Below are 24,313 nucleotides of genomic sequence, written 5' to 3' on the forward strand. Positions count from 1 at the left end.
CAGGACCATTAAGTGCTTAAAAATAAAACAATAGGTAGCATGTTAATTGTTGCAGGAACCACCATAGGTGCAGGTATGCTTGCCCTACCCATTGCCTCTGCGGGACTGGGATTTAATACGGCAATGGTGTTAATTGTAGGGTGTTGGTTACTAATGACCTACACTGCATTGCTTATGTTGGAGCTTCACCAATATGCCCCTCGCGACGCCACCTTAAATACACTGGCTAAGCTTTGGCTTGGTAAACGTGGCCAGTATGTAGCTAACTTTTCGATGATATTCTTATTTTATGCACTGTGCGCTGCTTACATAGCCGGTGGTGGTGCTCAGCTACAAGAGCGCATTAATACTGGGTTTAATCTTAGTATTGCTCCACAATTTGGCTCCGTTATTTTAGCCGTATTGATTGCAGGTGTGGTGACTTTAGGCACTAGTAAAGTTGATAAGCTTAACCGAGTACTATTTAGTGTAAAAATAGTAGTTTTGGCTAGCTTGTTTTATATGCTAACACCTTATGTACATGGCCAACACTTATTGGAAATGCCTGTTGAGCAAGGGCTGATACTGTCGGCTATCCCGGTGGTATTCACCTCTTTTGGTTTTCATGGCTCAATTCCTTCTATTGTTAAATATGTCGGGCTTGATATAAAAACCTTGCGCAAAGTTATGATTGCAGGCGCCTCTTTACCACTGGTTATTTATGTATTTTGGCAAGTATTAAGCCAAGGCATAATGAGCCAAGAGCAATTACTACAAAGCGATGGGTTAACTGGTTTTGTAGCCAGTGTGGCCAATATTGCCAATAACGCCAATGTTTCTACTGCGGTTAAACTCTTTGCCGACTTAGCTCTAGCAACGTCATTTTTAGGGGTAAGCTTGGGGTTATTTGACTTTTTTGCTGACACATTCAAAAAAGCAGACACGGGGGCTGATAGAATTAAAACAGCACTTATTACTTTTGTTCCTCCTCTTGGATTTGCTTTATTTTACCCGCAAGGATTTATTATGGCATTAGGCTATGCAGCCATTGCTTTGGTTATATTGGCAGTATTTTTACCCGTTAGCATGGTGTACAAGCAGCGTCAGGGGATTGAAAAAGAAGGCTATAAAGTACGCAGTGGTAATATTGGTTTGGCCATAGCCGCTTTGTGTGGTATTTCAATTATTAGCGCACAATGCCTGCAAATGGCAGGAGTTATACCGGCTATAGGCTAGCCCCTATAGTTGTTCTAATATATGCACCCCAATGATGGTTTTGGGGTGCATACCATTCAAACGTCAATAATTAACGTTAAAATACTATCGCTTGCCCTCTTCCGCTTTGCTCAGACGCCGCATCTAATTTGCCATCATTATTGATAATCACATGCATATCACCAAAGTGACGCTCATCCACTGTATAACCCATTTTTATTAGCTGTTGCTTTACTGAGGACTCCAAACCCGAGTGCGCTCTAATCACATTTTTAGGCCATAACTGATGGTGAAAACGCGGGCTATTTACTACTTCATTTGCGCTCATATTAAATTCAATCGCATTGAGTATTGATTGATACACTGAACTAATAATTGTGGTGCCGCCAGGCGACCCTGTTACCATTTTCACCTTATTATTACTGAGTAAAATGGTTGGAGTCATAGAGCTTAACATACGTTTATGTGGCTGAATTTCATTCGCTTTTCCGCCAATGGCGCCAAATACATTCATAACCCCAGGCTTAGCGCTAAAGTCATCCATTTCATCATTTAAAATAAAGCCAGCGCCTTCTACGACTACGCCACTACCAAACCCTAAATTGATGGTGGTGGTATTAGCAACAGCATTCCCCATGTTATCAATAATAGAAAAGTGTGTGGTTTGTTCGCTTTCTTTTAAACCCGGTTTAATATTTTCAGTGGTAGAAATGGCCTTTAAATCTATACTATTGCTGCGGTTTTTAAGATAGTTTTCTGCAAGTAACTTAGCTGTAGGCACTTGGTAAAAATCAGGATCGCCTAAGTATTCTGCCCTATCAGCAAACACTCGCTTACCTATTTCAGCAAGTAAGTGCACATACCCAACTGAATTATGTGATGGTGCAGCTATGGGCTTTTTAAGCTCATACATTTTAAGCCATTGTAATATAGCAATACCGCCGGAGCTTGGTGGCGGTGAAGTAAGCACTTGATAGCCGTTCCAGTTAGCTTTTATAGGAGTACGAGACTTTGCGCGGTAATTTTTTAAATCGTCTTGAGTAATAATACCGCCATGTTGCTCCATAAAGTTTGCGATGATCGTTGCGGTTTCACCTTGATAAAAGCCATCTTGGCCATTATCGCGAATGCGTTTGAGTGTCACTGCAAGCTCAGGTTGCTTAAAAAGCTTACCAGATGTAGCGCTTGCAAAATAATTGGCAAAGTTTACTTTAATGTTTTTATTGTTTAGATGTTCTATGTAGCCCTTAATTAACAGAGCCAACTTTTCAGGCACCACAAAACCTTGCTCTGCTAATGTTACCGCAGGCTGTACTAAGGTTTTCCAAGGAAGTGTGCCATGCTTCTTATGTGCTAGCCACATACCAGCAACACTACCCGGTACACCACTGGCATGAATACCATAAATAGATTTATTAGCAATAACTTGCCCTTGCGCGTCTAAATACATATCACGATGTGCGGCGTTCGGTGCAGTTTCACGGTAATCTATAAAATCACCTTGCCCATCCTTATGAATAAGCATAAACCCACCGCCGCCAATATTACCCGCCTCGGGAAGCGTAACGGCCAATACAAACTGTGCTGCAATGGCTGCATCAACCGCGTTCCCCCCCTGCTCTAACACAGCTTTTGCAGCATGTGCACTAAAAGTGTCAGGCATGGCAACGGCACTCTGTTTAGCCGCTACACTAAAAACACATAACTGTATTACCACAATACTACTGATAATTAGCTTGCTTGGTGAAAAAAGTGCTCCCATCCCATATCCTTAGGTTATTTTTATACATTGATGGAAAACATTAATGCATAGTAACAAACATCAGGTCAATATTTAGATGCTACATTTTTAAGGCTTAGGAAGTTTTAGCTCAACTGCACGGCTTTGAATAAAGCGCAGCAGTTAAGTTTGAGCCATCATCAGTATAAATATAATAGTGCTGTAGCTGCATACCGAGCTTTTTCATGATGTTAATTGAGCCAACGTTGGCGGTCAGCGCTGTGGCACTGATTGCCTTTACTTGCGACTGTTTTTCAATCGTTGAGCAAATCGCTTGTGCCGCCTCAGTTGCATAACCCTTACCCCAACTCGCTTGTTTAAATCGCCAGCCGACTTCAATATCACTAAAGTCAGGCGTATCTGAAAAAAAGCCCATCGGCCGAACAAGCACCCACCCTATAAAGGTATTGCCTTCACGCAGGGTTACCTGCCATAGCCCCCAACCTTGTTGCTCATTTCTATACGCAAGCATTCTTGGAATGCCTTTCGTTTTTATATCTTCAAGCGAAGTGGGTTTACCTTGTGTTAAATACTGCATAACGGCTGGATCTTGATCGAGCTCGAATAATTTCTGCCAATCTTTTTCGTCCATTAATTTAAAACTTAATCGTGTTGTTACAGCTATGTTCATTTTCATTGTTGTATAGTTACCTCTGAAATATATTTTTCACTAAAGGAGATAGTCAATGAAGAAATTAGCAGGTTTAGCATTATTAGGCACTTTAATTACACTAACAGGGTGTGAAGATGCCAACGAAGTGAAACAAGACGCCAAACAAACGAGCGCTGAAGTTCAAGAAAAGCTAAACGAAACGTGGAACGACGTTAAAGAAAAAACCAATGAGCTTAAAAATGACGAGTCATTTAATGAGCTGCTTGAAGAGAGTAAAGCGATGGGCTTAGACATGTACGATGACGGCAAAGAAGTAGCTGTTGATGCATGGATCAAAAGCAAAGAAGCGGCTGGCGAGCTAACTGAAAAAACGAAGCAAAAAGCACGTGAAATTGCAGCAGAAATTGAGCAAGCACGTGAAGAGCATAAAGAAGGTTAATTATTTTTAACCATAAAAAAAGGTAAGCCATGGCTTACCTTTTTTGTATTATTTTTAGAGTAAATTATGGGTTATAGTTCAAAGTCTTTTTTGAATTTTAAACCAAACTCACTACGGTCATTGCTGCGCATTACGCCAACAAAACCAGTTTGCTGCAGGCGACCTACATCGTAAACTTCGTTTAATACGTTCTCACCATATAGCGTTACTTCCATATCGCCGTATGGATTAGTGTAAGAAATATTAAAACCAACTAGCTCACGCGAATCAATCGTTTCACTTTTATTGAAAACTGACTGACCTTGCATTTCACTACGGTACGAGTAGTTGGCATTTAATGCAACCGTGCCACCATTGCTTAAATCAACAAAGTAAGATGGAGCAACCATCACCGTCCAACGAGGTGTCAGTGCTGGTGAGTCACCTTTACCAATACCTTGTACACCTTCAGCTACTTCTGTAATTTCAGAATCTAAGTAACCTACTGCAGTGCGAATAGTAAAGTCGTCGGTTAGTGCAATTGTGGTTTCAAGCTCAATACCTTGCGCTTTAGACTGGCCTGCATTTTCAACGATAGTTACAAAGCCACCGCCCGCGGTTGGATCTGAGAATGGCAGTGCTAAATCAGTGTAGTCAGTAACAAACATTGCAAGCATCATAGATACATTTTCATGTACCTGGCCCTTTAAACCAATCTCGTAGTTAACTGCTTTGGTTTCATCAAACGATACAAACTGATCCGGACCACCAAATGGGCGCGGTGGGAAACCACCTGTTTGGTAACCTTTTTGCACTTGACCGTATACATTCATATTATTGCTAAGCTGGTATGAAGCATTAACGTCCCATGTTACTGCATTAAAGTCTGCACTAATGTCTTTACGCTCAGGGAAGGTTGGGAAAATAGCATTCGCATCTTTTTTATCTTCTGAGTAACGAAGGCCACCGCCGATTGTTAAATCATCAGTTAAATCGTAACTACCGTTAATGTAAGCTGCGTATGAGTTTGTTTCTTGATTTATTTCAAAAAATCCAAAGCCACCAAATGAAGGAGTAACACCATCATTTAGCACACCATCTGGTGTATTAAACGGGCTAAATACAAAATCTTCAGAGCGAGTAAAGCCATCTTCATTAAAGAAGTATAGACCCGATACAAAGTCCATTTTATCAAACGTGGCGTTTAGCTGAAGTTCAAAAGAGTATTGATCTGCACCGCCCACTTCTGGGAACTCAGATAAGTTAAGTGGTGATGCATCATCATCTAAACCACCTTCATATTCAGAAGTACGGTAGCTTGAGATAAACTTGGCTGTATATGTGTTATTAATCGCCCAATCAGCTGTAAATGACGTACCCCAACCAGAATATGAAGTTGACTCAATACCGGCAACCGTTGTGCCTAAATCATCAGGGTTTTGAGGAATTAAGTCTTCAGTTAATAATGGGAAATCGCCATTAAAGACATCATTTGAATCTAATGAATCTGTCAGTTCAATAGTATAAGGTGATTGACCTGACTCATTATCAACGCCATCTAGCGAGAAAGTAAACGCTAAATCACTAGTTGCTTCATATTTAAGTGCTATACGACCACTAAACTCTTGCTCTTCACCAATTTCTTTTTCAGGGTTAGCTAAGTTTACTGCCGTACCTACCCCATTACGTTGTTTGTATGACGCACTGGCTGACATGCTTAGATCGTTAGTTAGTGCATTATTAAAGTAAATATCACCCGCAACTCGACCACGACTGCCCACTTTAGCGGTTGTTGTTAGAATACCTTCATCACCAGGTTGTTTAGTAATTACGTTTACTGCACCACCTAATGTGTTACGGCCATAAAGTGTGCCTTGTGGCCCACGTAGAACTTCAACTCGCTCTACATTAGGAAGTGATAAGTTAGACCCCATTTGACGACCTAAGTAAACACCATCTAGGTAAACACCTACGCCTGGATCGGTTGTTATAATGTGATCTTGCAAACCAATACCACGAATAAACACTGAGGCATGTGCAGCATTACCAACACCATAACGAGTAATGTTTAAGTTAGGAACGTATTTACCAATATCTTCTAAGTTACCCATATTGGCTTTATCAATAAGGTTAGCACCTATTGATGTAATCGCAGTTGGAGATTCGAACAAGCTCTCTGTACGTTTACGAGCTGTCACTTCAATTTTTTCAAACGCGTCTTGTTTGGCTGTCGTTTTAGCTTCTTGTGCATTTGCGGAAGTTGTTAGGGCTGCAATAACCGCTAAACTTAACTGTGAGAGGGTGCGTAATTTCAAGGTCTTCTCCAAAGGGTATTAATTTAATTATGCGTTATGCTGTGTAAACATAAATTGTAGGCATAAAAAAAGATGCGTTAGATGCATCTTTCCTCTGGGAGTTTATTATATTACAAAAACGCTACAATATGTACATTTAACTTTAGTTTACGTAAAAATTTATTTTTATCTTTTTAAGCTTAGCCAACTTACCTAAATAGCAATGCAAATTTAGCTTTAAATTAATACTTTAACATTAATTACCACCAGTATTATTTGTTAATTGAACATGCGCTTTGTTGCGAAAAACACATTAAAGCTATTTAAGATTATGACAATATCCAAACACCCTTTATATTTAAATATACTACAGAATCATTTTTAGGTGAAAAGCATGACAAAAAAACAGACCACGCAATCAGCTAACATGCTTTTTAACAACAACCATTATAGTCCATTATTTTTTACTACATTGAATAACGGCATATTATTAGTCTGTCATTCAGCACTCAATAGCCTTACAAATTACGAACTTTTGAGTCATTTTATGCAAACCAATAATTACCAAGGGTTAGTTATCTTTAATATTCCTAAAAATACTGATGCTGCTTCACTTAAAGAATGGCCAAATTTGAAAGGCCTTTTCTATCAAGATACCAATGAGGAACTATTTAACAGGGGGTTAGAAGCAATTAAACAAGGGGAGTTGTGGTTTCCACGTACTATCAGTGATATTTGGATGCGCCAAATGCTCGATTCAGAGCAAAAAACTGCTTTGCAAACAAATAACCTAACCGATAAAGAAATTAAAGTACTCAACCTACTTTTCAGTGGGCTTCATTCCAGTGCTATTGCTGATAGTTTATTTATAAGTGAAGCTACGGTAAGAGTGCACTTACATAAAATTTATAAAAAAATAGCGGTCAAGAATAAACAGCAGGCAATTCGATGGTGCCAAGACAACCTAAAAAATATGAATTCGCGTTCATAACTTAAAAAATAATTACTACTTAATACCTACTGTAGTAAATATCATCTCATTATAAATAACTCAAACAAGTCAATTAGTTACATTACCTGAAAATAAAAAAACCTTACTTTTCAATCACGGCCATGCCTTTTTGTTGCAAAAAAGCAGTAAAAAGGACTTAATTTATTAATTTTAATTAGAAAAAAGTTAATACTCATCTTATACTGCAACGGGATACACATGAAATTTAAATAGGATACACAATGAAAAAACTATCAGTTGCAGTAGCAATTTGTTGCGCACTTGCCACAAGCAATGCGAGTGCTGAAGTTCGTATTAATGGGTTTGCTTCTATTGTCGGTGGTAAGTCACTCGATAGTGATCAAACTTTATATGGATATGATGATGATATTTCATTTAAAAATGAAAGCGTATTTGCACTTCAGCTGACCGCTGACCTGCAAGAGAAGTTATCCGCTACAGCGCAAATAGTAGCTCGCGGTGAAAATGATTTTGACGCTGATTTTGAATGGGCATACATAACATATGAGTTCTCTGATGAGCTACAATTAAGCGCCGGTAAAATGCGCGCACCATTTTTTCGCTATTCTGACTTTTTAGATGTTGGCTATGCCTATCGTTGGGTTCGTCCACCACAATCCGTTTACAGACTGCCATTTTCAACCTATGAAGGGTTGAGTTTGTTATACACTTCACAATTAGGTGATTGGGATTCAACTTTACAGGTTATCTACGGTGGCTTTGAGGGTGATGTAGTAGCAGTTACTTATAACGACCAAGCAGAGTTAGATGATGTAGCAGGTATTAACTGGACACTCTCTTATGATTGGTTTAGTGCTCGTGCAGCTTACCTTGTAACAGACACTACTATGAAACTTGGGCAAAAAGATGAGAATGATCTAGCGGGGGTTCAAATAAACGCCCTAGAAAATATATTGCGCCAAAATGGATTAACGACTCAAGCTGACGATATTTCAATAAATGAAGATGATAGCTACTTCTTAGGTTTTGGCATTTCAATAGATTACAACAATATTCTATTTGACGCTGAATATACCGAATTTGAAGTTAAAGACAGTATATTAGCAAAGCAGTCTCAATATTACGCTTCTATTGGGTATCGTATGGATAACGTCATAGCTCATTTTACTTATGAAGATAATGACGACAAGCATGACTCATCAAGGTTTAATGCTATAGAGTCAGTGCCGACTCTAAATGCTGCAATAAATGGAGCCTTAGAAGGTACTCGTGCCCAAAGTAATGTATACACCATTGGTGCGCGCTATGACTTCCACCCAATGGCAGCATTAAAAGTAGATTTTAGTCGCTTCGAAAACGACATATCAAATACTGAAACTGATGTTATCGCCGTTGGCGTTGATTTAGTATTTTAATTGGAGCGAACAATGAAAAAATTAATTTTAGCCAGCATGCTAACACTATGTAGTACTGCAGCATTTGCTGAAGTTGCAGTAATCGTTAACCCAGCGAATGCCAATGCAATAAGCCAAGATGATATTAAAAAAATATACCTTGGCAAGAGCAAATCGTTTGCTGATGGTACCAAAGTAAACCCTGTTAACCAAAATGGTACTGCAGTGGCAGATGAGTTTAACGACAAGCTTGTTGGCAAATCAGGCAGCCAATTAAATGCTTATTGGTCAAAGCTAGTTTTTACTGGCAAAGGCACGCCTCCAGGTAAACTTGATAATGACCAAGCTGTGATTGATTTTGTAGCTGCTAATGCTGATGCAATTGGCTATATAGACAGCGCCAAAGCAAGTGATAAAGTTAAAGTAGTAGGTAAGTATTAACCTGCTAAATTAAAAATAAAAGCCCGTAACAAATACTTTGTTGCGGGCTTTTTTATGCCTATTATTTACAACCGTCATAAAACCTTAAAGTTTCGCCTTAACGACTACTCAATTTTAAACTTAGCAGTTGCATCTAATAGATTATCTGAAAGGTAATGTAAGTTTTTTGCCACATCTCTTACCGCTTTGAGTGAACTCATCGTATCTTCAAATGAAACATGCATATTCGATACGTTGTCTACTACCATCGCGGCCACAGAGGTTTGCTCTTCAGTTGCTGCTGCAATCTGCGAATTCATCCCATTAATTTCTAGTATTTGCTCTGCTATTTTTTCAATCGAGACACCGGTTTGCTCTGCTGCACTGGCATTATCTGTGGCCATGTCTCTTGCAGAAGTCATAGCCGTTACTGACTCATTGGCAGCCACACTTAATGTACTTAGTAACTCACGAATTTCATTAGTTGACTGTGCTGTGCGTGATGCAAGCTCGCGGACCTCATCTGCTACCACAGCAAAGCCACGACCATGCTCACCTGCACGCGCAGCTTCAATTGCAGCATTTAACGCCAACAAGTTTGTTTGTTCGGCAATGGAGGTAATTACATTGAGTATTTGCGATACATTTTTAGTGTCATCGGCTAATTTATTAATGGTGTTGGCCGCTATATTAATTTCATCGCTTAACGTACGCGACGCATTAACTGACATTTTGACTTGTACACGACTTTGATCTACTTCTTTTTCTGCTGTTTGCACAGCATTAGATGCGCTCGCTGCTGATTGTGAAATATCGCCAACGCTTTGCTTCATCTCTTCCATCGACTGCTTAACAACATCTGCATCGGTGGTTTGTTTAGTGGTTGCTCGCTCTGCTCGCTCCATCCCTTGCACAAGACGGGTTGAATTTTCCATTAGCGGTTCACATACCGCGATAACTTCTAAAACGGTTTCTCTCAGCAGACTAATAAAAGCATTAAAGTTTATAGATACCTGACCAATCTCGTCCTCTGAGTTAACAGCAAGCTTGGTGCTTAATGATCCTTTACCACTTGCTAAAAGACTTAGGTTATTAGCAGCATCACTGGCTGATGAACCAATATTACGTGCAATCCAAATAGCCATAAGCAAAAGCAATACTAATGATACAACCGCCACAACTAACATTAGATTAAGCGCATCATCTGATCGTGCTTTTGTATTGGCAACTAGCTGGAAAAAGCGATCATCTGCTTTTTGTTGTGCGTTTTTAAAGCTGGTTAAAACCGCCTCGAAAAGGCTTGTTTTAAGCTGCGCCTGTTGTTGTATTTTACTAAAATCAGCCGTGCCATTAACCATGCCATTAGCGATAGTTGCAGATATCTTTTCATAATTTTTCAGCCGCGTTTTTGTGTCGCTATCAATATATGATCCATTAATTGTTTCTATTGCGTCCAAATTCAAAATGAGCCGCTGATAAGTTTCACTCGCTTTTGTTACTAACTCTTGCTCGCCAAAGGTTACAGCCTGAGTGTATAACTCATCTAACTTTTCTAAAATGCTTACGTTGGCCAAGGTTAATTTAGCTACTTTATAAGAAGATTTCTCCATTTCATCAAGTGATATGCGATTTTCGTTCATAGCAAAGTAATTAACCAAAACAATTACTAAGAATGCGATTATCGCTATAGATGTAATTGCATGTATTTTTTTAGTAATGCTGAGGTTTTTAAAAGAGAAACCTGAAGCCATATTAATTTACCCCGTTTAATTATCTATAGTTATTATCGGCTTAATATAGAAAAATGTTAACTTTATTTTTAACTTTCGACGTTTTTTGTACATAAAATTAAATATACAACAATATTCTTTTATAAACACCAACAATTGAAATATAGAGTGTTCTACTCAATGTTCAACATTAATCCAAAAAGAGTTGTTTAATATTTTAAATTTCAGACACAAAAAAACCAGTAACATTGCTGTTACTGGTTTTTATATTTGGTGCGGATGGGGGGACTTGAACCCCCACGCCCGAAAGCACTACCCCCTCAAGGTAGCGTGTCTACCAATTCCACCACATCCGCATTTTTTAAGCTATTGCTTAGCGTTAAGTCTTAAAGCTAACTTGAGGAAAGAGAGCGACTTAACAATTTAAACTAAATTAATTTGGTACGTCAGAGCTTTGCTCTTTTGTAGATGTTACCGGAACATCTTCTTCAACTGGCGTCACAGTTTCAACAGCTGGAGCCGCTTCTAAGTTTTCCCACTCGTCAGTCTTTTTGATTTGACCGGCAGTTAAGTTACCTAAAACAATACTTAACACGAAGAAGATCGTTGCTAAAGTTGTTGTCGTTTTCGTCATAAAGTTACCGGCTCCTGAAGAACCAAAAACAGTAGACGATGCGCCTGCACCAAATGATGAGCCCATGTCAGCGCCTTTACCTTGCTGGATCAAAACCATACCAACAAGCGCTAACGCTACAATTAAATACACTACTAATAAAATTTCGTACATCTTATACGGTCCCTTTTGCACTATTGCAGATAGCAGTGAATGATTCTGCTTTTAAACTGGCGCCACCAATTAGGCCGCCGTCTATATCTGTTTGTGCAAATAATAATTCGCTATTTTTTTCATTAACGCTACCACCATATAAGATGGTTAGCCCTTGTGCTAAATCGCTGTCTAGTGAAGCAATCTTGTCACGGATAAATTTGTGAACACTTTGTGCCTGTTCAGGCGATGCAGTCTTACCTGTGCCTATAGCCCAAACGGGCTCATATGCTATCACAGATTCTTTCAGTGCTGCTACACCTAATTTATTAATTACTGCGTCAATCTGCGCAGCAACTACCTGTTCTGTTTGCCCGTTTTCTTGCTCTATTTCGCTCTCTCCAACACATAAAATAGGCGTTAAACCTACTTGTTGTGCGCGAGCAAATTTTGCCGCTACGGTGTCGTTGCTTTCTTTATATATACTGCGGCGTTCTGAGTGACCAACCAGTACATATGTTGCACCTAATTGCTTAATTAGCTGGGCATCTACTTCACCAGTAAAGGCACCTGGCGTATTCTCTGAAACAGTTTGTGTCCCAGTAGTTACACCACTGGCGACCATTGCTGATATCAGTGGAAACGGAGGAAATAAAACAATGCTTACTTCAGAAGATTTAACATCGTTAATAGCATCAGACAGTTGTTCAACAAGTTCTAATGAACCATTCATTTTCCAGTTGCCCGCGACCATCGCCTTGCGTGTTGCCATTTTTCCACTCCACATTAGAAAGCGGGCGAGATATTAACTCGACTCGCCCAAAGTTACAAGAGGTTATTGTTATCAATCAGTTTGTTTGCTCATAGATTCGACAACCGCTGCTATTTTTTGTGCGCTATCGATAACTATTTTTTCTTGTTCTGCTTCAACCATCACTCGTACAACAGGTTCAGTACCTGACTTACGAAGTAATACACGGCCTTTATCTGCTAAGCTTTGCTCTACTTCAGCTACTGCAGCAAGTACTTCTGGTGCTTGAGTTGGATCGGTACCGGCAGTGTATCGCACGTTAATCATTTTCATTGGGTACTTAGTAAATCCAGCGCCTAAATCTTGAAGTGTACGGTTTTGAGCCACCATAGCAGCAAGCACTTGTAAGCTTGAAATAATGCCATCGCCAGTGCTAATTAAGTCTAAATTTAAAACATGGCCTGAGCTCTCACCACCAATTTTCCAACCTTTTTGCTGCAGTAGTTCCATCACATAACGGTCACCCACTTTGCTACGAGCAAAAGCAATATTTTTTGCTTTTAAGGCATTTTCAAGACCCATATTAGACATGACAGTACCAACAACCCCCCCTCCTAAGTTGTCATCTTGGGCAGCTTGGCAGGCAATAATGTAAACTAAATCATCACCATCAAATACGCGGCCATTGTGGTCTACCATCATTACACGGTCGCCATCGCCATCATAGGCAATACCTACATCCGCTTTATGCTCAAGTACTTTACGCTTTAGTGTATCTACGTGAGTTGCGCCACATTCATGGTTAATATTTACCCCATTAGGCTCACATGCATGGGTTATCACCTCAGCGCCTAGCTCTCGCATAACTGAAGGCGCTATGTGATACGTTGCACCGTTGGCACAATCTAGGACTATTTTTAGCCCCTCAAGTGATAAACCTTGTGGAAACTGACTTTTACAAAATTCAATATAGCGGCCATCAGCGCTTGATAGGCGTGTTGCTTTACCTAGCTTATCAGAGGCAACACATGTCATTGGTTCATCAAGCATGGATTCTATTTGCAGCTCTACAACATCATCTAGTTTTAAGCCTTGGCCATTAAAAAACTTAATGCCGTTATCGTAATAAGGATTATGAGATGCGCTAATCACAATACCCGCTTCTGCGCGAAACGTTTGCGCTAAATATGCAACGGCAGGCGTTGGCATAGGACCAAGCAAAATAACATCAATACCGGCTGCAATTAAACCAGACTCCAATGCAGTTTCAAGCATATAACCAGAAATACGAGTATCTTTACCAATAATGACTTTTTTTGTGCCATGTTGTGATAATACGCGCCCTGCAGCCCAGCCTAATTTCATTGCAAATTCTGGATTAATAGGCCCTTGCCCAACTAGACCACGCACACCGTCTGTGCCAAAATATTTTCTTTCTTGCATTAAAGTACTCCTTGTTTGCAGGCTTGATATACGCCAAGCACGTCTGCGGTTTCTTTTACATCATGCACACGAATAATATGCGCACCGTTTTGTGCTGCTATTAATGCGCCAGCTAAACTACCAGCTAATCTATTTTCTGTATCTCTGTTGAGTAAATTACCAATCATTGACTTACGTGATAAACCCGCCAGCAGCGGTAAGCCAAACTGGGCAAAGTCATTAAATTGAGACAATATTTGATAATTGTGTTTAAGTGTTTTTCCAAAGCCAAAACCAGGGTCTAATATTAATTGGCTTTGTCTTATACCAGCAGTTTCGCATGCAGCGATGCGCTGGTTAAAAAAGTCATTTATCTCGCTTGCTAAATCATTATAGTGAGGGTCGTTTTGCATACTTCGCGGTTGTCCTTGCATATGCATTAAGCACACGACCACGTCAGGATACTGAGCAACCACCTCTAATGCACTAGGTTCTTGTAATGCTCGCACATCATTAACAATATCCGCACCAGCTTCAATGGCTTGACGCATGACTTCGGATTTACTGGTATCGATTGAAATAACGCAATCACTTTGCTCACGTATAGCCTTAATAATCGGAATAACGCGCTGCAGTTCATCTTCAAGAGTGACATCCGGCGCTCCTGGACGTGTTGATTCACCGCCGATATCTAAAATAGTCGCGCCGTCATCAAGTAATTGCATTGCATGTTTGAGTGCAGCTGTAATATTAAAAAACTGGCCACCATCTGAAAATGAATCAGGGGTAACGTTTACTATTCCCATAATAATGGGTTCGCTGAGATCAAGCGCTCGACCACGTGCAAGGTTAATTTTATTATTCATCGCTAACCTTAATATGTGTTTGTTAAGTGTAATTTGAGTTAATTACAGCAAACTGATACAAAAAAGCCCCGAAATTCGGGGCTTTTGGATTTGTTATTTTAACGATTATTCAGCTTTATCATCAAGGTTTGTTTCATCTTTTTTAGATTCATCTTTTTTAGAGTCGTCGTTTTTAGATTCGCTAGTTGGTTTTTGTATTTCATCAACAGCTTTATCTTTAGAAACATCTTCTTTTTCTGATTTAGCTTCATGTCGGTCATGCGCATCACGTGGTTCACGTACTGGCTGACGCGCCATTAAGTCATCAATTTGTTTGGCATCGATGGTTTCATACTTCATCAGTGCGTCTTTCATGGCATGCAAAATATCAATGTTTTCTTTCAATATTGATTCTGCACGTTGATAGTTGCGGTCTGAAAACAAGCGTACTTCTGCATCAATTACTTTTGCTGTTTCATCCGACATGCTCATAGAACGACCACCGCCGCCACCCATGTACATTTCATTTTGATCTTCAGCATAAAGTAATGGGCCTAGCTTTTCACTTAACCCCCATTGTGTAACCATTTTGCGAGCAATGTCAGTTGCACGTTCGATATCGTTACTTGCACCGGTAGTTACTTTGTCTTCACCATAAATAATGGCTTCAGCAATACGGCCACCATAAAGACTAGAGATCATAGACTCAAGTAACTCTTTTGAATGACTAACACGGTCTTGCTCTGGTAAATACATCGTCACACCTAGCGCACGGCCACGTGGAATAATAGATACTTTATAAACAGGATCGTGCTCTGGAACCATACGCCCAACAATGGCATGACCTGCTTCATGATAAGCTGTCATTTCTTTTTCTTGCTCGCTCATCACCATGGTCTTGCGTTCAGCACCCATCATGATTTTATCTTTTGCAGCGTCAAATTCAGCCATACTAACAACACGTTTATTACCACGTGCTGCATAAAGAGCCGCTTCATTCACTAAGTTAGCAAGATCTGCACCTGAGAAACCAGGTGTACCACGAGCAATCACTGCCGCTTCAACGTTATCACCTAAAGGTACTTTACGCATATGTACTTTTAGAATTTGTTCACGACCACGAATATCTGGTAAACCAACCACAACTTGGCGATCAAAACGGCCAGGGCGAAGTAATGCTGGGTCTAAAACATCCGGACGGTTAGTCGCAGCAATAACAATAATACCTTCATTGCCTTCGAAGCCATCCATCTCAACTAGCATTTGGTTAAGCGTTTGCTCACGTTCATCGTGACCGCCACCCATACCTGCGCCACGTTTACGTCCTACTGCATCGATTTCATCGATGAAGATGATACAGGGCGCTGCTTTTTTAGCTTGTTCGAACATGTCACGTACACGTGATGCACCTACACCCACAAACATTTCAACAAAATCAGAACCTGAAATAGTAAAGAATGGCACTTTTGCTTCACCGGCAACCGCCTTAGCAAGTAATGTTTTACCTGTACCAGGAGGACCGACCATAAGTACGCCCTTAGGAATACTGCCACCTAATTTTTGGAATTTAGATGGGTCGCGTAAAAAGTCCACCAGCTCGGTTACATCGTCTTTGGCTTCATCACAGCCAGCTACATCAGCAAAAGTCGTTTTGACTTGATCTTCACTCATTAAGCGGGCTTTACTCTTACCAAATGACATGGCGCCTTTGCCACCGCCACCTTGCATCTGACGCATGAAGAAAATCCACACACCAATTAGCAGAATCATAGGGAACCAAGAAATGAAAATACTTGCTAAAAACGATTGTTCCTCAGGTTTTACACCTTTGACATTTACATCGCTTTTTAACAAATCATTTAAAATATCTTTATCATAGATCGGCATAATCGTTTGAAAACGCTCGCCGCTATTTTTTATGCCAGTAATTGTGCCACTGCCACTTTCAATAGACACTTCTTGTATAGAGCCACTGCGGGCATCTTTAACAAATTGACTGTAACTTGTTTGACGATCAACTTGATCGCCGCCATTAAAGCTCTGAAATACTGACATAAGCACAACTGCAATAACCAGCCAGAGTATTAGATTTTTCGCCATATCGCTCAAGGGGTTAACCTCTTGTATCCAATTAATTTAAATTCAACTAAACGCCAAGCAACTGTACTACAGTTTGTATCCAGTCGCTACTATATATACTTCCCGAGAACGGGGACGCGAGGCATCCGGTTTACGTATCTTCACTGCTTTAAAACTATTACGTACATCTTGCAAATATTGATCAAAGCCTTCACCTTGGAATACTTTAACAATAAACGCGCCATTTTTCTTTAAAACTTGGTGGCACATATCAAGTGCAAGCTCAACCAAGTACATGCTCCCCGCCTGATCAACCGAGTTATTACCACTCATGTTAGGTGCCATATCAGACAATACCACATCTACATTTTTACCATCAATGCGTTTTAACAATGCATCAAGTACGGCCTCTTCACGAAAGTCACCTTGTAAAAAGTCAACACCCGCTAATGAATCCATAGGTAAAATATCACACGCAACCACTTGGCCTTTGTCACCTACTTTTTCTGCTAAGTATTGTGACCAACTCCCTGGGGCTGCGCCTAAATCAACCACTGTCATTGCTGGACGCAATAACTTATCTCTGTTTTGGATTTCGTCTAATTTGAAAACAGCTCGAGAGCGCCAGCCTTTTTTTTGCGCTTCTTGAACATATTTATCATCAAAATGTTCTTTAAGCCAACGCTGTGAACTGGCTGACTGTTTTTTATTTGTCATAAATTAACACGCAACTAATTAGTAATATTCTCTAGATGGCGTTAGAATACCCTTAATTCAAGCCATATTCAGCAAAATTTGTAATATCATGACATTATCAAACAAACAAAAGCAGTTTTTAAAAGGTCAGGCACATAGCCTTAAGCCTGTAGTTTTACTAGGTTCTAACGGTTTAACCGAAGGCGTAGTAGTTGAAATCCAAAGCGCACTAGAAATTCACGAATTAATTAAAGTGAAAGTGCCAACTGACGATCGTGAAACAAAAAAGCTTATTTTTGATGCCATAGTTCGCGAAACAGGAGCTACCAAACTACAAACAATCGGCCATACGATTGTGCTTTACCGTCAAAGCCCTGAGAAAAAAATTCAGTTACCTCGCGGCTAACAATCCGTTATAAATGATACAAAAACCAGCCGTGGCTGGTTTTTTTATATATAATTAAAAATCCATTATTCGCAACTTTGCTCTGTAGTTACCATCCTCAAACTTACTCAGCAAATAATAGTGCCCGAACTGCCCCTCATTCATATTTTCAATAGTTTGGTTACTCAATAACGAAGCCAATTGCGGTGTGGTATTACTATGCCCTACAACCACCACAACACCATTTTGTGCTAACAACTGATTTTTCAATGTCGTTAAATCAGCAGCATTATAAGTTATAACTTTAACATTAAAATACCTAGCTAAAGGCGCTGCAGTACTTAATGTTCGGTTATAGTTACTACTGTATAACGTAATGTCTGGATGGGCTTTAACTAGCGAAACCAAATGCTCAGCACGTACTTGCCCTCGCTCTGTTAAAAATGGATCATTGCCTGTTTGTTTTTCACTATGACGAAACAAATAAAGCTGTTCAGGCGCAGAAAAAGCAGGGTGGCACAGCAGTAATAGTAATACTGCCCATGCTGATTTTATCAATGTACTCATTGTTTTTTACCTCGTTTGTATGCCAATAAACGGTCTATGAACTCCGTAGTAAGCTCATTAATGAGCCCAGTTTCTGCATTTAAAATTAAACTAAACCCTACATTTAAGTGCGGAAAAACCACTAAGTCACTGCGGTAGCCTTGCACCCAACCACTGTGATAATAAAGCGTTTCATCATCATAGTCATACACACGCCAGCCTAGCCCATAGTAGGCTTCGTTCATGTGCTCTCGCCATACTCGTCTGTAGCGTTCTTTTTTAGTATGAGTATAAGGGCGTGTTTGCGTGGCCAATGCATCTAAGGATAATACCGATGGATATTGCCCTAATTGCGCATTTAACCAAATAGCCATATCTGACGCACTGGCGTTTACCCCTGCCGCGGGTGCAACTTTATAATAATTCTTTTTTAAGCGGGCGCTATACCAACGTTTTTTTCCACGCACGTGAGGGTGTGCATAGTTATTATCCTGCACCATGGCATCGTAACCCAAACTAGCATCATTCATTTCTAGGGGAGTAAAAAACGCCTCATTAAGCCACTGGGTATAGGTTTTGTTGGTACTTTTTAAAATTACGTCGTCTATTAAGCTAAACATTACATTTTGATAGCCATAGCAATCACCAGGGTCACAAATGGGTTTAACACTCAATAGTTTTTCAACAATGTCCTTATAACCCATCCGCGATTCGATTAAATTATCGTAAGCGTTAGGCACTAGACCACTAGAATGGCTTAAAATATGAAAAACTTTTAAATCATCTTTATAGCCAGTTTGCTTAAAATCCGGTAAATAATAACTAACAGGTAAATAAAGATTGAGCCGCTGTTCATTTGCGAGTTTAGCCGCTAACGACCCTGCAAATGTTTTCGATACGGAGGCTAAACGAAATCGAGTGTGCGGGTTGATTTTTTGCCCACCGCGCACCTTTGTATTACCCATAGTATGGATGTAGTCACGCGCTTGTGAGTTGACAATGGATAGCGCCCCTCCTGGGATTTTTTTTATTTTTAGTTTTTTTTCTGTATAGCGTCCATAACTTTTAACAAATGCTTCCCAATCAGGATCTGTGCTTGCGCTCGCCTGTAAATGCGTCCCGATAAGGAGCACGGCAAAAAAGTAAAAGGGTAAGGTGTTAAAATACTTCATTCTTAGCTAATTTTTCTTTTTTAGTCATAATCAACCGTTATAATATCATGAACTTTTACTCGGACTAACGTACAATATGTCCGATTAATGGCTTTTGAGTGGATGTAAAATATTTATGCGTTTTTTAGTTGTATCACTTTTTATAATATCAGCGTCAGGTTGTGCTGTCGTTAAACAACCCGCAGAACCTTTAGTTATGCCTGCAAAGCCTATGCTCAAGAGCCAAACTTACCAGTTAAAGTATGAAGCTGAGCATGCTTCACCAAAAGTGAAGTCGGTGCAATTACCCGCCCACAACGTGAAAAAAAATCAAACTGTTAGAGTAATCGTAGACCGTGCAAGTGTTACCGACACTTTGGTCTCTCAAATAAGCCAAGCCTTAATTGATAAACAGCTTAAGGTGACCACTAGCGAGAATAGCGATTATACGTTAGCAATTCATCAAGTTGATCTTGAATTTATAGATGACGCTAAGTACACCCTAGCGCAACCAGAAAAACCATATTCATTATTTTCAAAAGTAGCCCAGCAATTTCCGTCCCAACAATGCGCCAATATATTAGCCCAAGTTAGTATGCGACTTACTCACAAAGCATCGGGCGATGTGGTGTGGTTTGCTAAATCATCAATTGATAGTGCAAGCTTCCATCGTGAACCCCTTGTTTATAGCTTTAGCGAAGAAAAGAAGATCACTAATGAGCTAGAAGTTGTTGCATTTATACATAAGCACAACACCGAACAGGCTCGCCTAAAACGAGCTGAGCTTAATAATGAAGTAACGGCCCCTGCGTATAAAACCATTACAAAATTAAGTCGTTTAACTAAATTAAATGGGCCATGTACACGCACCGAAATAAGTGCTCTAACACCTATGATGCAATTTTACTTAAGCAGTATTCTTATTGATAAAATTAAAGTTCAGTAGTTGTTAGGACGACCGCTACATTTTTTTACAGATTTAGCTAAGAGTTTGACAATATACTAGGGTCTGTTGACCTTTCAAGGTTAAATTTGCAGCACTCTGTTTGGTATTTAGACAAGGCAGAGTCTTTGTGGTGTGGTTGCTCCCCATAAATAGGCGATAACGCAGCATCAATGCCAAACAGACGCTGCCCGAAGGGTTCTGCCTAGGGGCGATTTACTCTTTGTTGCTCGGTTTTTACTTAGCCCACTAGGTTACAAACTTCGCGCCGCGATTAAACCGCCCCTAGTTTGAACAAATTTTAATCCGCAAAGGTCAACAGACCCTAGCCTCTTTAGCAAACTCTAATTAAGGTTCCAAGGATGACGTATACTTCTCTTAAACAGTCTTTTGGTTGTGCGGCCTTATTAGTTGCCGCTATTTTTAGTGCCCAAAGCAGCGCCAGTAATCGTTACTATGCCGATAACACTTTGGAACCCACCACTGGGTTTGCCTGGGATTGGAGCGCTGGCGCAGGTTATTACATTGAAGACTCTTATTTAGTTGGCATGAACTCCTATGATGTTGGTGCAGAACTAGATTTGAGTATTGCAGTTTCTTACGATAATTTTTATCTAGATTTTGACCATAATCAGCTCAGCGGTGGACTTGTTTTAGGCTATAGCTTAATTAACAAATATGATTGGGGTCTTGATTTATTAGGCACCAACATTCAAGCAGGTTTTGATGAACAAGGTTTAGGCTTTTATAACGACGGAATAATTGATCCACTGCGTGGTATAAAAAAGCGTAACTATGATTTTGACACCGGCCTTCGATTAACACGCCGATTTGAAAACTCACAAGTTTCATTTGAATATTTACATGATATAAGCGGTGCTCATAATGGTTGGGTTGCCAATGTGTTTTTCAGCCATATTCAACCTTGGCGCAATTGGGAGTTTCGCTCCGGTATTGGCTTAAGTGCCTACTCTGCTGATTTTACAAACTATTACTTTGGTATTGATAGCGATGAAGCAAACGCAGCACGCCCTATTTATAGTACCGATGCCAGTACCAGTATTATGTTTGAATTTCATGCCGAATACCCCATCAATCAAGATTGGGTATTTTTAGCAGGCTGGTTAACCACTTGGTTTTCAAAAGAAATTGATGACAGCCCAATTATTTCCCAAGGATATCAACACAAAGCCAAGGTAGGCCTGCGTTATGTACTTTAGATTTTTTTACTGTTTGTTGTTTACATATTCGGGCTCTTTGCTTGCAGCCACTACACAACCACCCAGTGAACTTACTGCTGTTCCCGATACCTGTGTAGCCTTACGTGAAGGGCGTCAATGTTATGCCGATGTTGTCTTATCGTGGCAGCAACCAGAGGTAGGAAATTATTGTTTACGCGATGCGACTTCAAAATACATTATGCAGTGCTGGCTTAAACAGCGACAAGGCTCACTTAATTACGCCTTTGATTCAACCCAGAGCATTTCATTTGAGCTGTTTGATAGTAATACATCACAAGTGATTGCTGTAAGCGAAGTTAAACTACAATGGGTGTATCAAAATAGACAAAAAAAGCGGCGCTGGCGGTTATTTTAGCCACACACTATAAACATCATTCAGGTATACGAAGAAAGCTTATGGATAATTACGGTACTATTTTACTGGTTGAAGATGATATCTCTCTTGCACAATGGGTAACTGAGTATTTAACTGAGCAAGGCTATATTGTGCATGTATGTCATCGCGGTGATGAAGTTATAAGCCAAGTAAAGCATTTAAACCCACAGCTTATTTTACTCGATATTATGTTACCAGGTCTTGATGGTATCAGTGTATGCCGTGAGTTACGTAGCTTTTATCAAGCCCCTATAATTATGCTCACCGCACGAGATGAAGAAATGGATGAGGTCATTGGGCTTGAAGTCGGTGCCACAGATTACATTATAAAACCTGTTCGCCCTCGTGCACTGCTTGCTCGTATTAAGTCGGCTTTACGCTACAGCAGTGACACGCCTAAAACTGATGCTCAAGAGAGCATGATCAATATTGGTCAATTAAGTATTAATACCGAATCTCGTAACGTTACACTCAACCAGCAAGATGTGAATATTTCAAGCGCAGAGTATTTATTACTGCATTATTTAGCGAGCAACGCTGGGCAAGTTGTATCACGTGATGCGGTGTTTAAAGCAACCAAAGGCAGGGAGTATGACGGCCTAGATAGAAGCGTTGATGTGCTTATTTCTGCTTTGCGTAAAAAGTTTAATGATGATCCGCAAAAACCAGAAAAAATAAAAACTATTTGGGGGCGTGGTTATTTGTTTGTGACTACAGCGTGGTAAGTTTTAATGCCTGAGCGCTTAAATAATAAGCGCGACAATAATAAAAGTCACTTCAATACACCCAGCCTATTATGGAATAGCATCAATGAAAAAGTTTTATATTTCACTACTAGGCAGTGCGCTGCTTTCAATTATTGTTTTAGGTTGGCTTATTGATGCATTTAGCCAACAAGCACATGCACCTTTGGATGAGTTTAGTGTACAAAGCCAGATTATTGTCGGGTTAAGTAAACAGCTCACAGCTATAAAGCCACAGGCACGACCAGAACAGGTAACTAAGTTAGCCAAAGATTTTAACCTGACTCTTAACTACAAATTAAATCAGTCGCTAGCATTACCATCAGCGCTATTAGATAAAATGCAAACTCAAGGCGGGTTAATACTCGAGGACGAGCAAGGCTTTTACATGCTCTACACTAATGATGCATTAAGCCCTTACCATTTAACCATGCGTTTAGATAAGCCTTACGAGAGCACACAGCGAAACGACATAATTTTAACTTTGTTATTTTATACTGGCTTATGTGTTTTTATGGGTTTTATTATTACCCCTTTAGCAAAACGTCTTACAGTATTAAATGATGCGGCAAAACAGTTCGCATCCGGTAATGTTAAAGCCCGAATTAAGCCCTCTCGCTTTACCTATATTAAAGATGTGGAACTGACCTTTAACCGCATGGCAAGCCAAATTGAAAAGTTAGTAGCTGAAAATAAACTGATGGCCTCAAGCCTGTCCCATGATATAAGAACCCCAATAGCATGCTTACGCTTTGGTGTTGACGCTGCACTTGATAGCCATGATGAGAGCAAAATAAAGCATTACCTAACCCGTATGGAAACCGATTTGGATCATATGGAGTCAATGTTAAAAAGCTACTTAGCATTTGCTACTTTGGAACAAAATGCCAATAAACTCACTTACTCATCAGCAAACCTTAAACAATATCTAAGTGACATTGTGCTGCAGCTTGAACCAAGAATAACCGCACGTTCGCTTAATATTTCTTTAGAATGTGATGATCATACTATTTTTGCTGACTTACATTGGCTAGCAAGAGCGATCGCTAACTTAATTAATAATGCCTGCGATTTTGCACATCATCACATTAAAGTAACCGCCTCGCTACAAGAGCACACTCTAGTGATCAGCATTGCCGATGATGGCCCAGGCATAGCTCAAGAAAACAATCAAAAAGTATTTAGCCCGTTCTTCCGTGAGCGCAGCCACCGTAATCGCAGTGACAACAGTTACGGGTTAGGATTGGCTATCGTTGCCAAAGTAGCCGATTGGCATCATGGTTCAATAGAAGTGAGTAAAAGTGAGCACCTTGGTGGGGCCTGCTTTACACTTACGATTGCGCGGTTTAGATATTAATTAAACAAGTACCATCCGTTCTAACTAACGCAATATAATTAAAGAAATCGTGCTATTTATAATCAAAAAATGCACGTGTTATTTATATCTGAAAATAAAACGCAATAATTGTGCGACTAAGTCAAATAAGCACTTTTTATTTTTTTACAATTCCAGTAGATTGTCACGGCGTCGAAAAAATAGAGAAGCAAAATAA

The 24,313-nt window shown here is 39.9% G+C and carries 23 protein-coding genes and 1 tRNA gene; 11 read left to right on the forward strand and 13 right to left on the reverse strand.

Annotated features, from left to right (window positions below; all coding sequences use genetic code 11):
- Positions 1–12: 12 nt before the first annotated feature.
- Complete coding sequence (locus tag FHG08_RS14590; protein ID WP_178956381.1) at positions 13–1,215, forward strand: aromatic amino acid transport family protein; 1,203 nt, start codon at positions 13–15, stop codon at positions 1,213–1,215.
- 76 nt (positions 1,216–1,291) lie between these two features.
- Here the strand turns inward: FHG08_RS14590 and ggt are convergent, their stop codons facing one another.
- Together ggt and FHG08_RS14600 are read right to left on the reverse strand one after the other, a co-directional pair.
- A complete protein-coding gene (gene ggt, locus FHG08_RS14595; RefSeq protein WP_178956382.1) occupies positions 1,292–2,956 on the reverse strand; it encodes a gamma-glutamyltransferase in 1,665 nt (554 codons plus the stop codon).
- Between the two features lie 109 nt (positions 2,957–3,065).
- Positions 3,066–3,611, reverse strand: a complete 546-nt coding sequence (locus FHG08_RS14600) for a GNAT family N-acetyltransferase (RefSeq protein WP_178956383.1) — start codon at positions 3,609–3,611, stop codon at positions 3,066–3,068.
- Between the two features lie 49 nt (positions 3,612–3,660).
- Here FHG08_RS14600 and FHG08_RS14605 point away from each other — a divergent pair, with 49 nt between their 5' ends.
- Positions 3,661–4,026 carry a hypothetical protein gene (locus FHG08_RS14605; protein ID WP_008111315.1) on the forward strand — a complete coding sequence of 122 codons (366 nt, stop codon included), beginning with the start codon at positions 3,661–3,663 and terminating at the stop codon, positions 4,024–4,026.
- A gap of 71 nt (positions 4,027–4,097) precedes the next feature.
- Here the strand turns inward: FHG08_RS14605 and FHG08_RS14610 are convergent, their stop codons facing one another.
- Positions 4,098–6,320 (reverse strand): TonB-dependent receptor, encoded by a 2,223-nt coding sequence (locus FHG08_RS14610; RefSeq protein WP_024602070.1) that lies wholly within the window; start codon positions 6,318–6,320, stop codon positions 4,098–4,100.
- Positions 6,321–6,693: 373 nt separating this feature from the next.
- On the opposite strand from FHG08_RS14610, the gene FHG08_RS14615 reads away from it, so the two are divergent.
- The 3 genes from FHG08_RS14615 (at position 6,694) to FHG08_RS14625 (ending at position 9,107) form a co-directional block, all read left to right on the forward strand.
- Positions 6,694–7,290 (forward strand): LuxR C-terminal-related transcriptional regulator, encoded by a 597-nt coding sequence (locus tag FHG08_RS14615; RefSeq protein ID WP_178956384.1) that lies wholly within the window; start codon positions 6,694–6,696, stop codon positions 7,288–7,290.
- Between the two features lie 242 nt (positions 7,291–7,532).
- Positions 7,533–8,687, forward strand: a complete 1,155-nt coding sequence (locus FHG08_RS14620) for a porin (protein ID WP_024602068.1) — start codon at positions 7,533–7,535, stop codon at positions 8,685–8,687.
- Between the two features lie 12 nt (positions 8,688–8,699).
- Complete coding sequence (locus FHG08_RS14625; RefSeq protein ID WP_024602067.1) at positions 8,700–9,107, forward strand: phosphate ABC transporter substrate-binding protein; 408 nt, start codon at positions 8,700–8,702, stop codon at positions 9,105–9,107.
- A gap of 104 nt (positions 9,108–9,211) precedes the next feature.
- On the opposite strand, the gene FHG08_RS14630 is transcribed toward FHG08_RS14625, so the two are convergent.
- The 8 genes from FHG08_RS14630 to rlmE form a co-directional block, all read right to left on the reverse strand.
- Positions 9,212–10,837, reverse strand: a complete 1,626-nt coding sequence (locus FHG08_RS14630; protein ID WP_024602066.1) for a methyl-accepting chemotaxis protein — start codon at positions 10,835–10,837, stop codon at positions 9,212–9,214.
- A 250-nt stretch (positions 10,838–11,087) separates the two neighbouring features.
- Positions 11,088–11,172: transfer RNA gene (locus FHG08_RS14635), tRNA-Leu, on the reverse strand.
- A gap of 77 nt (positions 11,173–11,249) precedes the next feature.
- Entirely contained in the window at positions 11,250–11,603 is a 354-nt protein-coding gene (gene secG, locus FHG08_RS14640) for a preprotein translocase subunit SecG (RefSeq protein WP_010388009.1), read from the reverse strand.
- A 1-nt stretch (position 11,604) separates the two neighbouring features.
- Entirely contained in the window at positions 11,605–12,354 is a 750-nt protein-coding gene (gene tpiA / locus FHG08_RS14645; protein ID WP_178956385.1) for a triose-phosphate isomerase, read from the reverse strand.
- 72 nt (positions 12,355–12,426) lie between these two features.
- Positions 12,427–13,776, reverse strand: a complete 1,350-nt coding sequence (glmM, locus tag FHG08_RS14650) for a phosphoglucosamine mutase (protein ID WP_178956386.1) — start codon at positions 13,774–13,776, stop codon at positions 12,427–12,429.
- Positions 13,776–14,621: a dihydropteroate synthase gene (gene folP / locus FHG08_RS14655; RefSeq protein ID WP_178956387.1), complete on the reverse strand. Its 846-nt coding sequence runs from the start codon at positions 14,619–14,621 to the stop codon at positions 13,776–13,778. Before folP ends, glmM begins: the two co-directional genes overlap by 1 nt.
- A gap of 105 nt (positions 14,622–14,726) precedes the next feature.
- Positions 14,727–16,700 carry an ATP-dependent zinc metalloprotease FtsH gene (gene ftsH, locus FHG08_RS14660; RefSeq protein WP_256729743.1) on the reverse strand — a complete coding sequence of 658 codons (1,974 nt, stop codon included), beginning with the start codon at positions 16,698–16,700 and terminating at the stop codon, positions 14,727–14,729.
- A 66-nt stretch (positions 16,701–16,766) separates the two neighbouring features.
- A complete protein-coding gene (gene rlmE / locus FHG08_RS14665; protein WP_010388002.1) occupies positions 16,767–17,396 on the reverse strand; it encodes a 23S rRNA (uridine(2552)-2'-O)-methyltransferase RlmE in 630 nt (209 codons plus the stop codon).
- A gap of 88 nt (positions 17,397–17,484) precedes the next feature.
- Between rlmE and yhbY the strand changes: the two genes are divergently transcribed.
- On the forward strand, positions 17,485–17,781 hold the full coding sequence (yhbY, locus tag FHG08_RS14670) for a ribosome assembly RNA-binding protein YhbY (protein ID WP_008112687.1): 297 nt from the start codon (positions 17,485–17,487) through the stop codon (positions 17,779–17,781).
- 54 nt (positions 17,782–17,835) lie between these two features.
- On the opposite strand, the gene FHG08_RS14675 is transcribed toward yhbY, so the two are convergent.
- Together FHG08_RS14675 and FHG08_RS14680 are read right to left on the reverse strand one after the other, a co-directional pair.
- Positions 17,836–18,327, reverse strand: a complete 492-nt coding sequence (locus tag FHG08_RS14675) for a histidine phosphatase family protein (RefSeq protein ID WP_178956389.1) — start codon at positions 18,325–18,327, stop codon at positions 17,836–17,838.
- Complete coding sequence (locus tag FHG08_RS14680) at positions 18,324–19,478, reverse strand: serine hydrolase (RefSeq protein ID WP_178956390.1); 1,155 nt, start codon at positions 19,476–19,478, stop codon at positions 18,324–18,326. The genes FHG08_RS14675 and FHG08_RS14680 overlap by 4 nt, the downstream gene beginning before the upstream one ends.
- Positions 19,479–19,593: 115 nt before the next feature.
- On the opposite strand from FHG08_RS14680, the gene FHG08_RS14685 reads away from it, so the two are divergent.
- From FHG08_RS14685 to FHG08_RS14705, 5 genes are all read left to right on the forward strand, one after another.
- Positions 19,594–20,403 carry a hypothetical protein gene (locus FHG08_RS14685; RefSeq protein WP_138608286.1) on the forward strand — a complete coding sequence of 270 codons (810 nt, stop codon included), beginning with the start codon at positions 19,594–19,596 and terminating at the stop codon, positions 20,401–20,403.
- A 359-nt stretch (positions 20,404–20,762) separates the two neighbouring features.
- Positions 20,763–21,620 (forward strand): MipA/OmpV family protein, encoded by an 858-nt coding sequence (locus FHG08_RS14690; protein ID WP_138605367.1) that lies wholly within the window; start codon positions 20,763–20,765, stop codon positions 21,618–21,620.
- Positions 21,610–21,996 (forward strand): DUF3019 domain-containing protein, encoded by a 387-nt coding sequence (locus FHG08_RS14695; protein ID WP_010387996.1) that lies wholly within the window; start codon positions 21,610–21,612, stop codon positions 21,994–21,996. Before FHG08_RS14690 ends, FHG08_RS14695 begins: the two co-directional genes overlap by 11 nt.
- Positions 21,997–22,037: 41 nt before the next feature.
- On the forward strand, positions 22,038–22,742 hold the full coding sequence (locus FHG08_RS14700) for a response regulator transcription factor (protein ID WP_054201686.1): 705 nt from the start codon (positions 22,038–22,040) through the stop codon (positions 22,740–22,742).
- 85 nt (positions 22,743–22,827) lie between these two features.
- On the forward strand, positions 22,828–24,117 hold the full coding sequence (locus FHG08_RS14705) for an ATP-binding protein (RefSeq protein ID WP_138605365.1): 1,290 nt from the start codon (positions 22,828–22,830) through the stop codon (positions 24,115–24,117).
- The last annotated feature ends 196 nt before the right edge of the window (positions 24,118–24,313 follow it).

The organism is Pseudoalteromonas sp. Scap03, from assembly GCF_013393115.1.
Lineage (GTDB): Bacteria > Pseudomonadota > Gammaproteobacteria > Enterobacterales > Alteromonadaceae > Pseudoalteromonas.

What these genes read in the sequence shown, in the direction of transcription:
- ggt (WP_178956382.1), bottom strand. Translation starts at nt 2,956, where the DNA reads ATGGGAGCACTTTTTTCACCAAGCAAGCTAATTATCAGTAGTATTGTG.
- FHG08_RS14600 (WP_178956383.1), bottom strand. Translation starts at nt 3,611, where the DNA reads ATGAAAATGAACATAGCTGTAACAACACGATTAAGTTTTAAATTAATG.
- FHG08_RS14605 (WP_008111315.1), top strand. Translation starts at nt 3,661, where the DNA reads ATGAAGAAATTAGCAGGTTTAGCATTATTAGGCACTTTAATTACACTA.
- FHG08_RS14615 (WP_178956384.1), top strand. Translation starts at nt 6,694, where the DNA reads ATGACAAAAAAACAGACCACGCAATCAGCTAACATGCTTTTTAACAAC.
- FHG08_RS14620 (WP_024602068.1), top strand. Translation starts at nt 7,533, where the DNA reads ATGAAAAAACTATCAGTTGCAGTAGCAATTTGTTGCGCACTTGCCACA.
- FHG08_RS14625 (WP_024602067.1), top strand. Translation starts at nt 8,700, where the DNA reads ATGAAAAAATTAATTTTAGCCAGCATGCTAACACTATGTAGTACTGCA.
- FHG08_RS14630 (WP_024602066.1), bottom strand. Translation starts at nt 10,837, where the DNA reads ATGGCTTCAGGTTTCTCTTTTAAAAACCTCAGCATTACTAAAAAAATA.
- secG (WP_010388009.1), bottom strand. Translation starts at nt 11,603, where the DNA reads ATGTACGAAATTTTATTAGTAGTGTATTTAATTGTAGCGTTAGCGCTT.
- tpiA (WP_178956385.1), bottom strand. Translation starts at nt 12,354, where the DNA reads ATGGCAACACGCAAGGCGATGGTCGCGGGCAACTGGAAAATGAATGGT.
- glmM (WP_178956386.1), bottom strand. Translation starts at nt 13,776, where the DNA reads ATGCAAGAAAGAAAATATTTTGGCACAGACGGTGTGCGTGGTCTAGTT.
- folP (WP_178956387.1), bottom strand. Translation starts at nt 14,621, where the DNA reads ATGAATAATAAAATTAACCTTGCACGTGGTCGAGCGCTTGATCTCAGC.
- ftsH (WP_256729743.1), bottom strand. Translation starts at nt 16,700, where the DNA reads ATGGCGAAAAATCTAATACTCTGGCTGGTTATTGCAGTTGTGCTTATG.
- rlmE (WP_010388002.1), bottom strand. Translation starts at nt 17,396, where the DNA reads ATGACAAATAAAAAACAGTCAGCCAGTTCACAGCGTTGGCTTAAAGAA.
- yhbY (WP_008112687.1), top strand. Translation starts at nt 17,485, where the DNA reads ATGACATTATCAAACAAACAAAAGCAGTTTTTAAAAGGTCAGGCACAT.
- FHG08_RS14675 (WP_178956389.1), bottom strand. Translation starts at nt 18,327, where the DNA reads ATGAGTACATTGATAAAATCAGCATGGGCAGTATTACTATTACTGCTG.
- FHG08_RS14680 (WP_178956390.1), bottom strand. Translation starts at nt 19,478, where the DNA reads ATGAAGTATTTTAACACCTTACCCTTTTACTTTTTTGCCGTGCTCCTT.
- FHG08_RS14685 (WP_138608286.1), top strand. Translation starts at nt 19,594, where the DNA reads ATGCGTTTTTTAGTTGTATCACTTTTTATAATATCAGCGTCAGGTTGT.
- FHG08_RS14690 (WP_138605367.1), top strand. Translation starts at nt 20,763, where the DNA reads ATGACGTATACTTCTCTTAAACAGTCTTTTGGTTGTGCGGCCTTATTA.
- FHG08_RS14695 (WP_010387996.1), top strand. Translation starts at nt 21,610, where the DNA reads ATGTACTTTAGATTTTTTTACTGTTTGTTGTTTACATATTCGGGCTCT.
- FHG08_RS14700 (WP_054201686.1), top strand. Translation starts at nt 22,038, where the DNA reads ATGGATAATTACGGTACTATTTTACTGGTTGAAGATGATATCTCTCTT.
- FHG08_RS14705 (WP_138605365.1), top strand. Translation starts at nt 22,828, where the DNA reads ATGAAAAAGTTTTATATTTCACTACTAGGCAGTGCGCTGCTTTCAATT.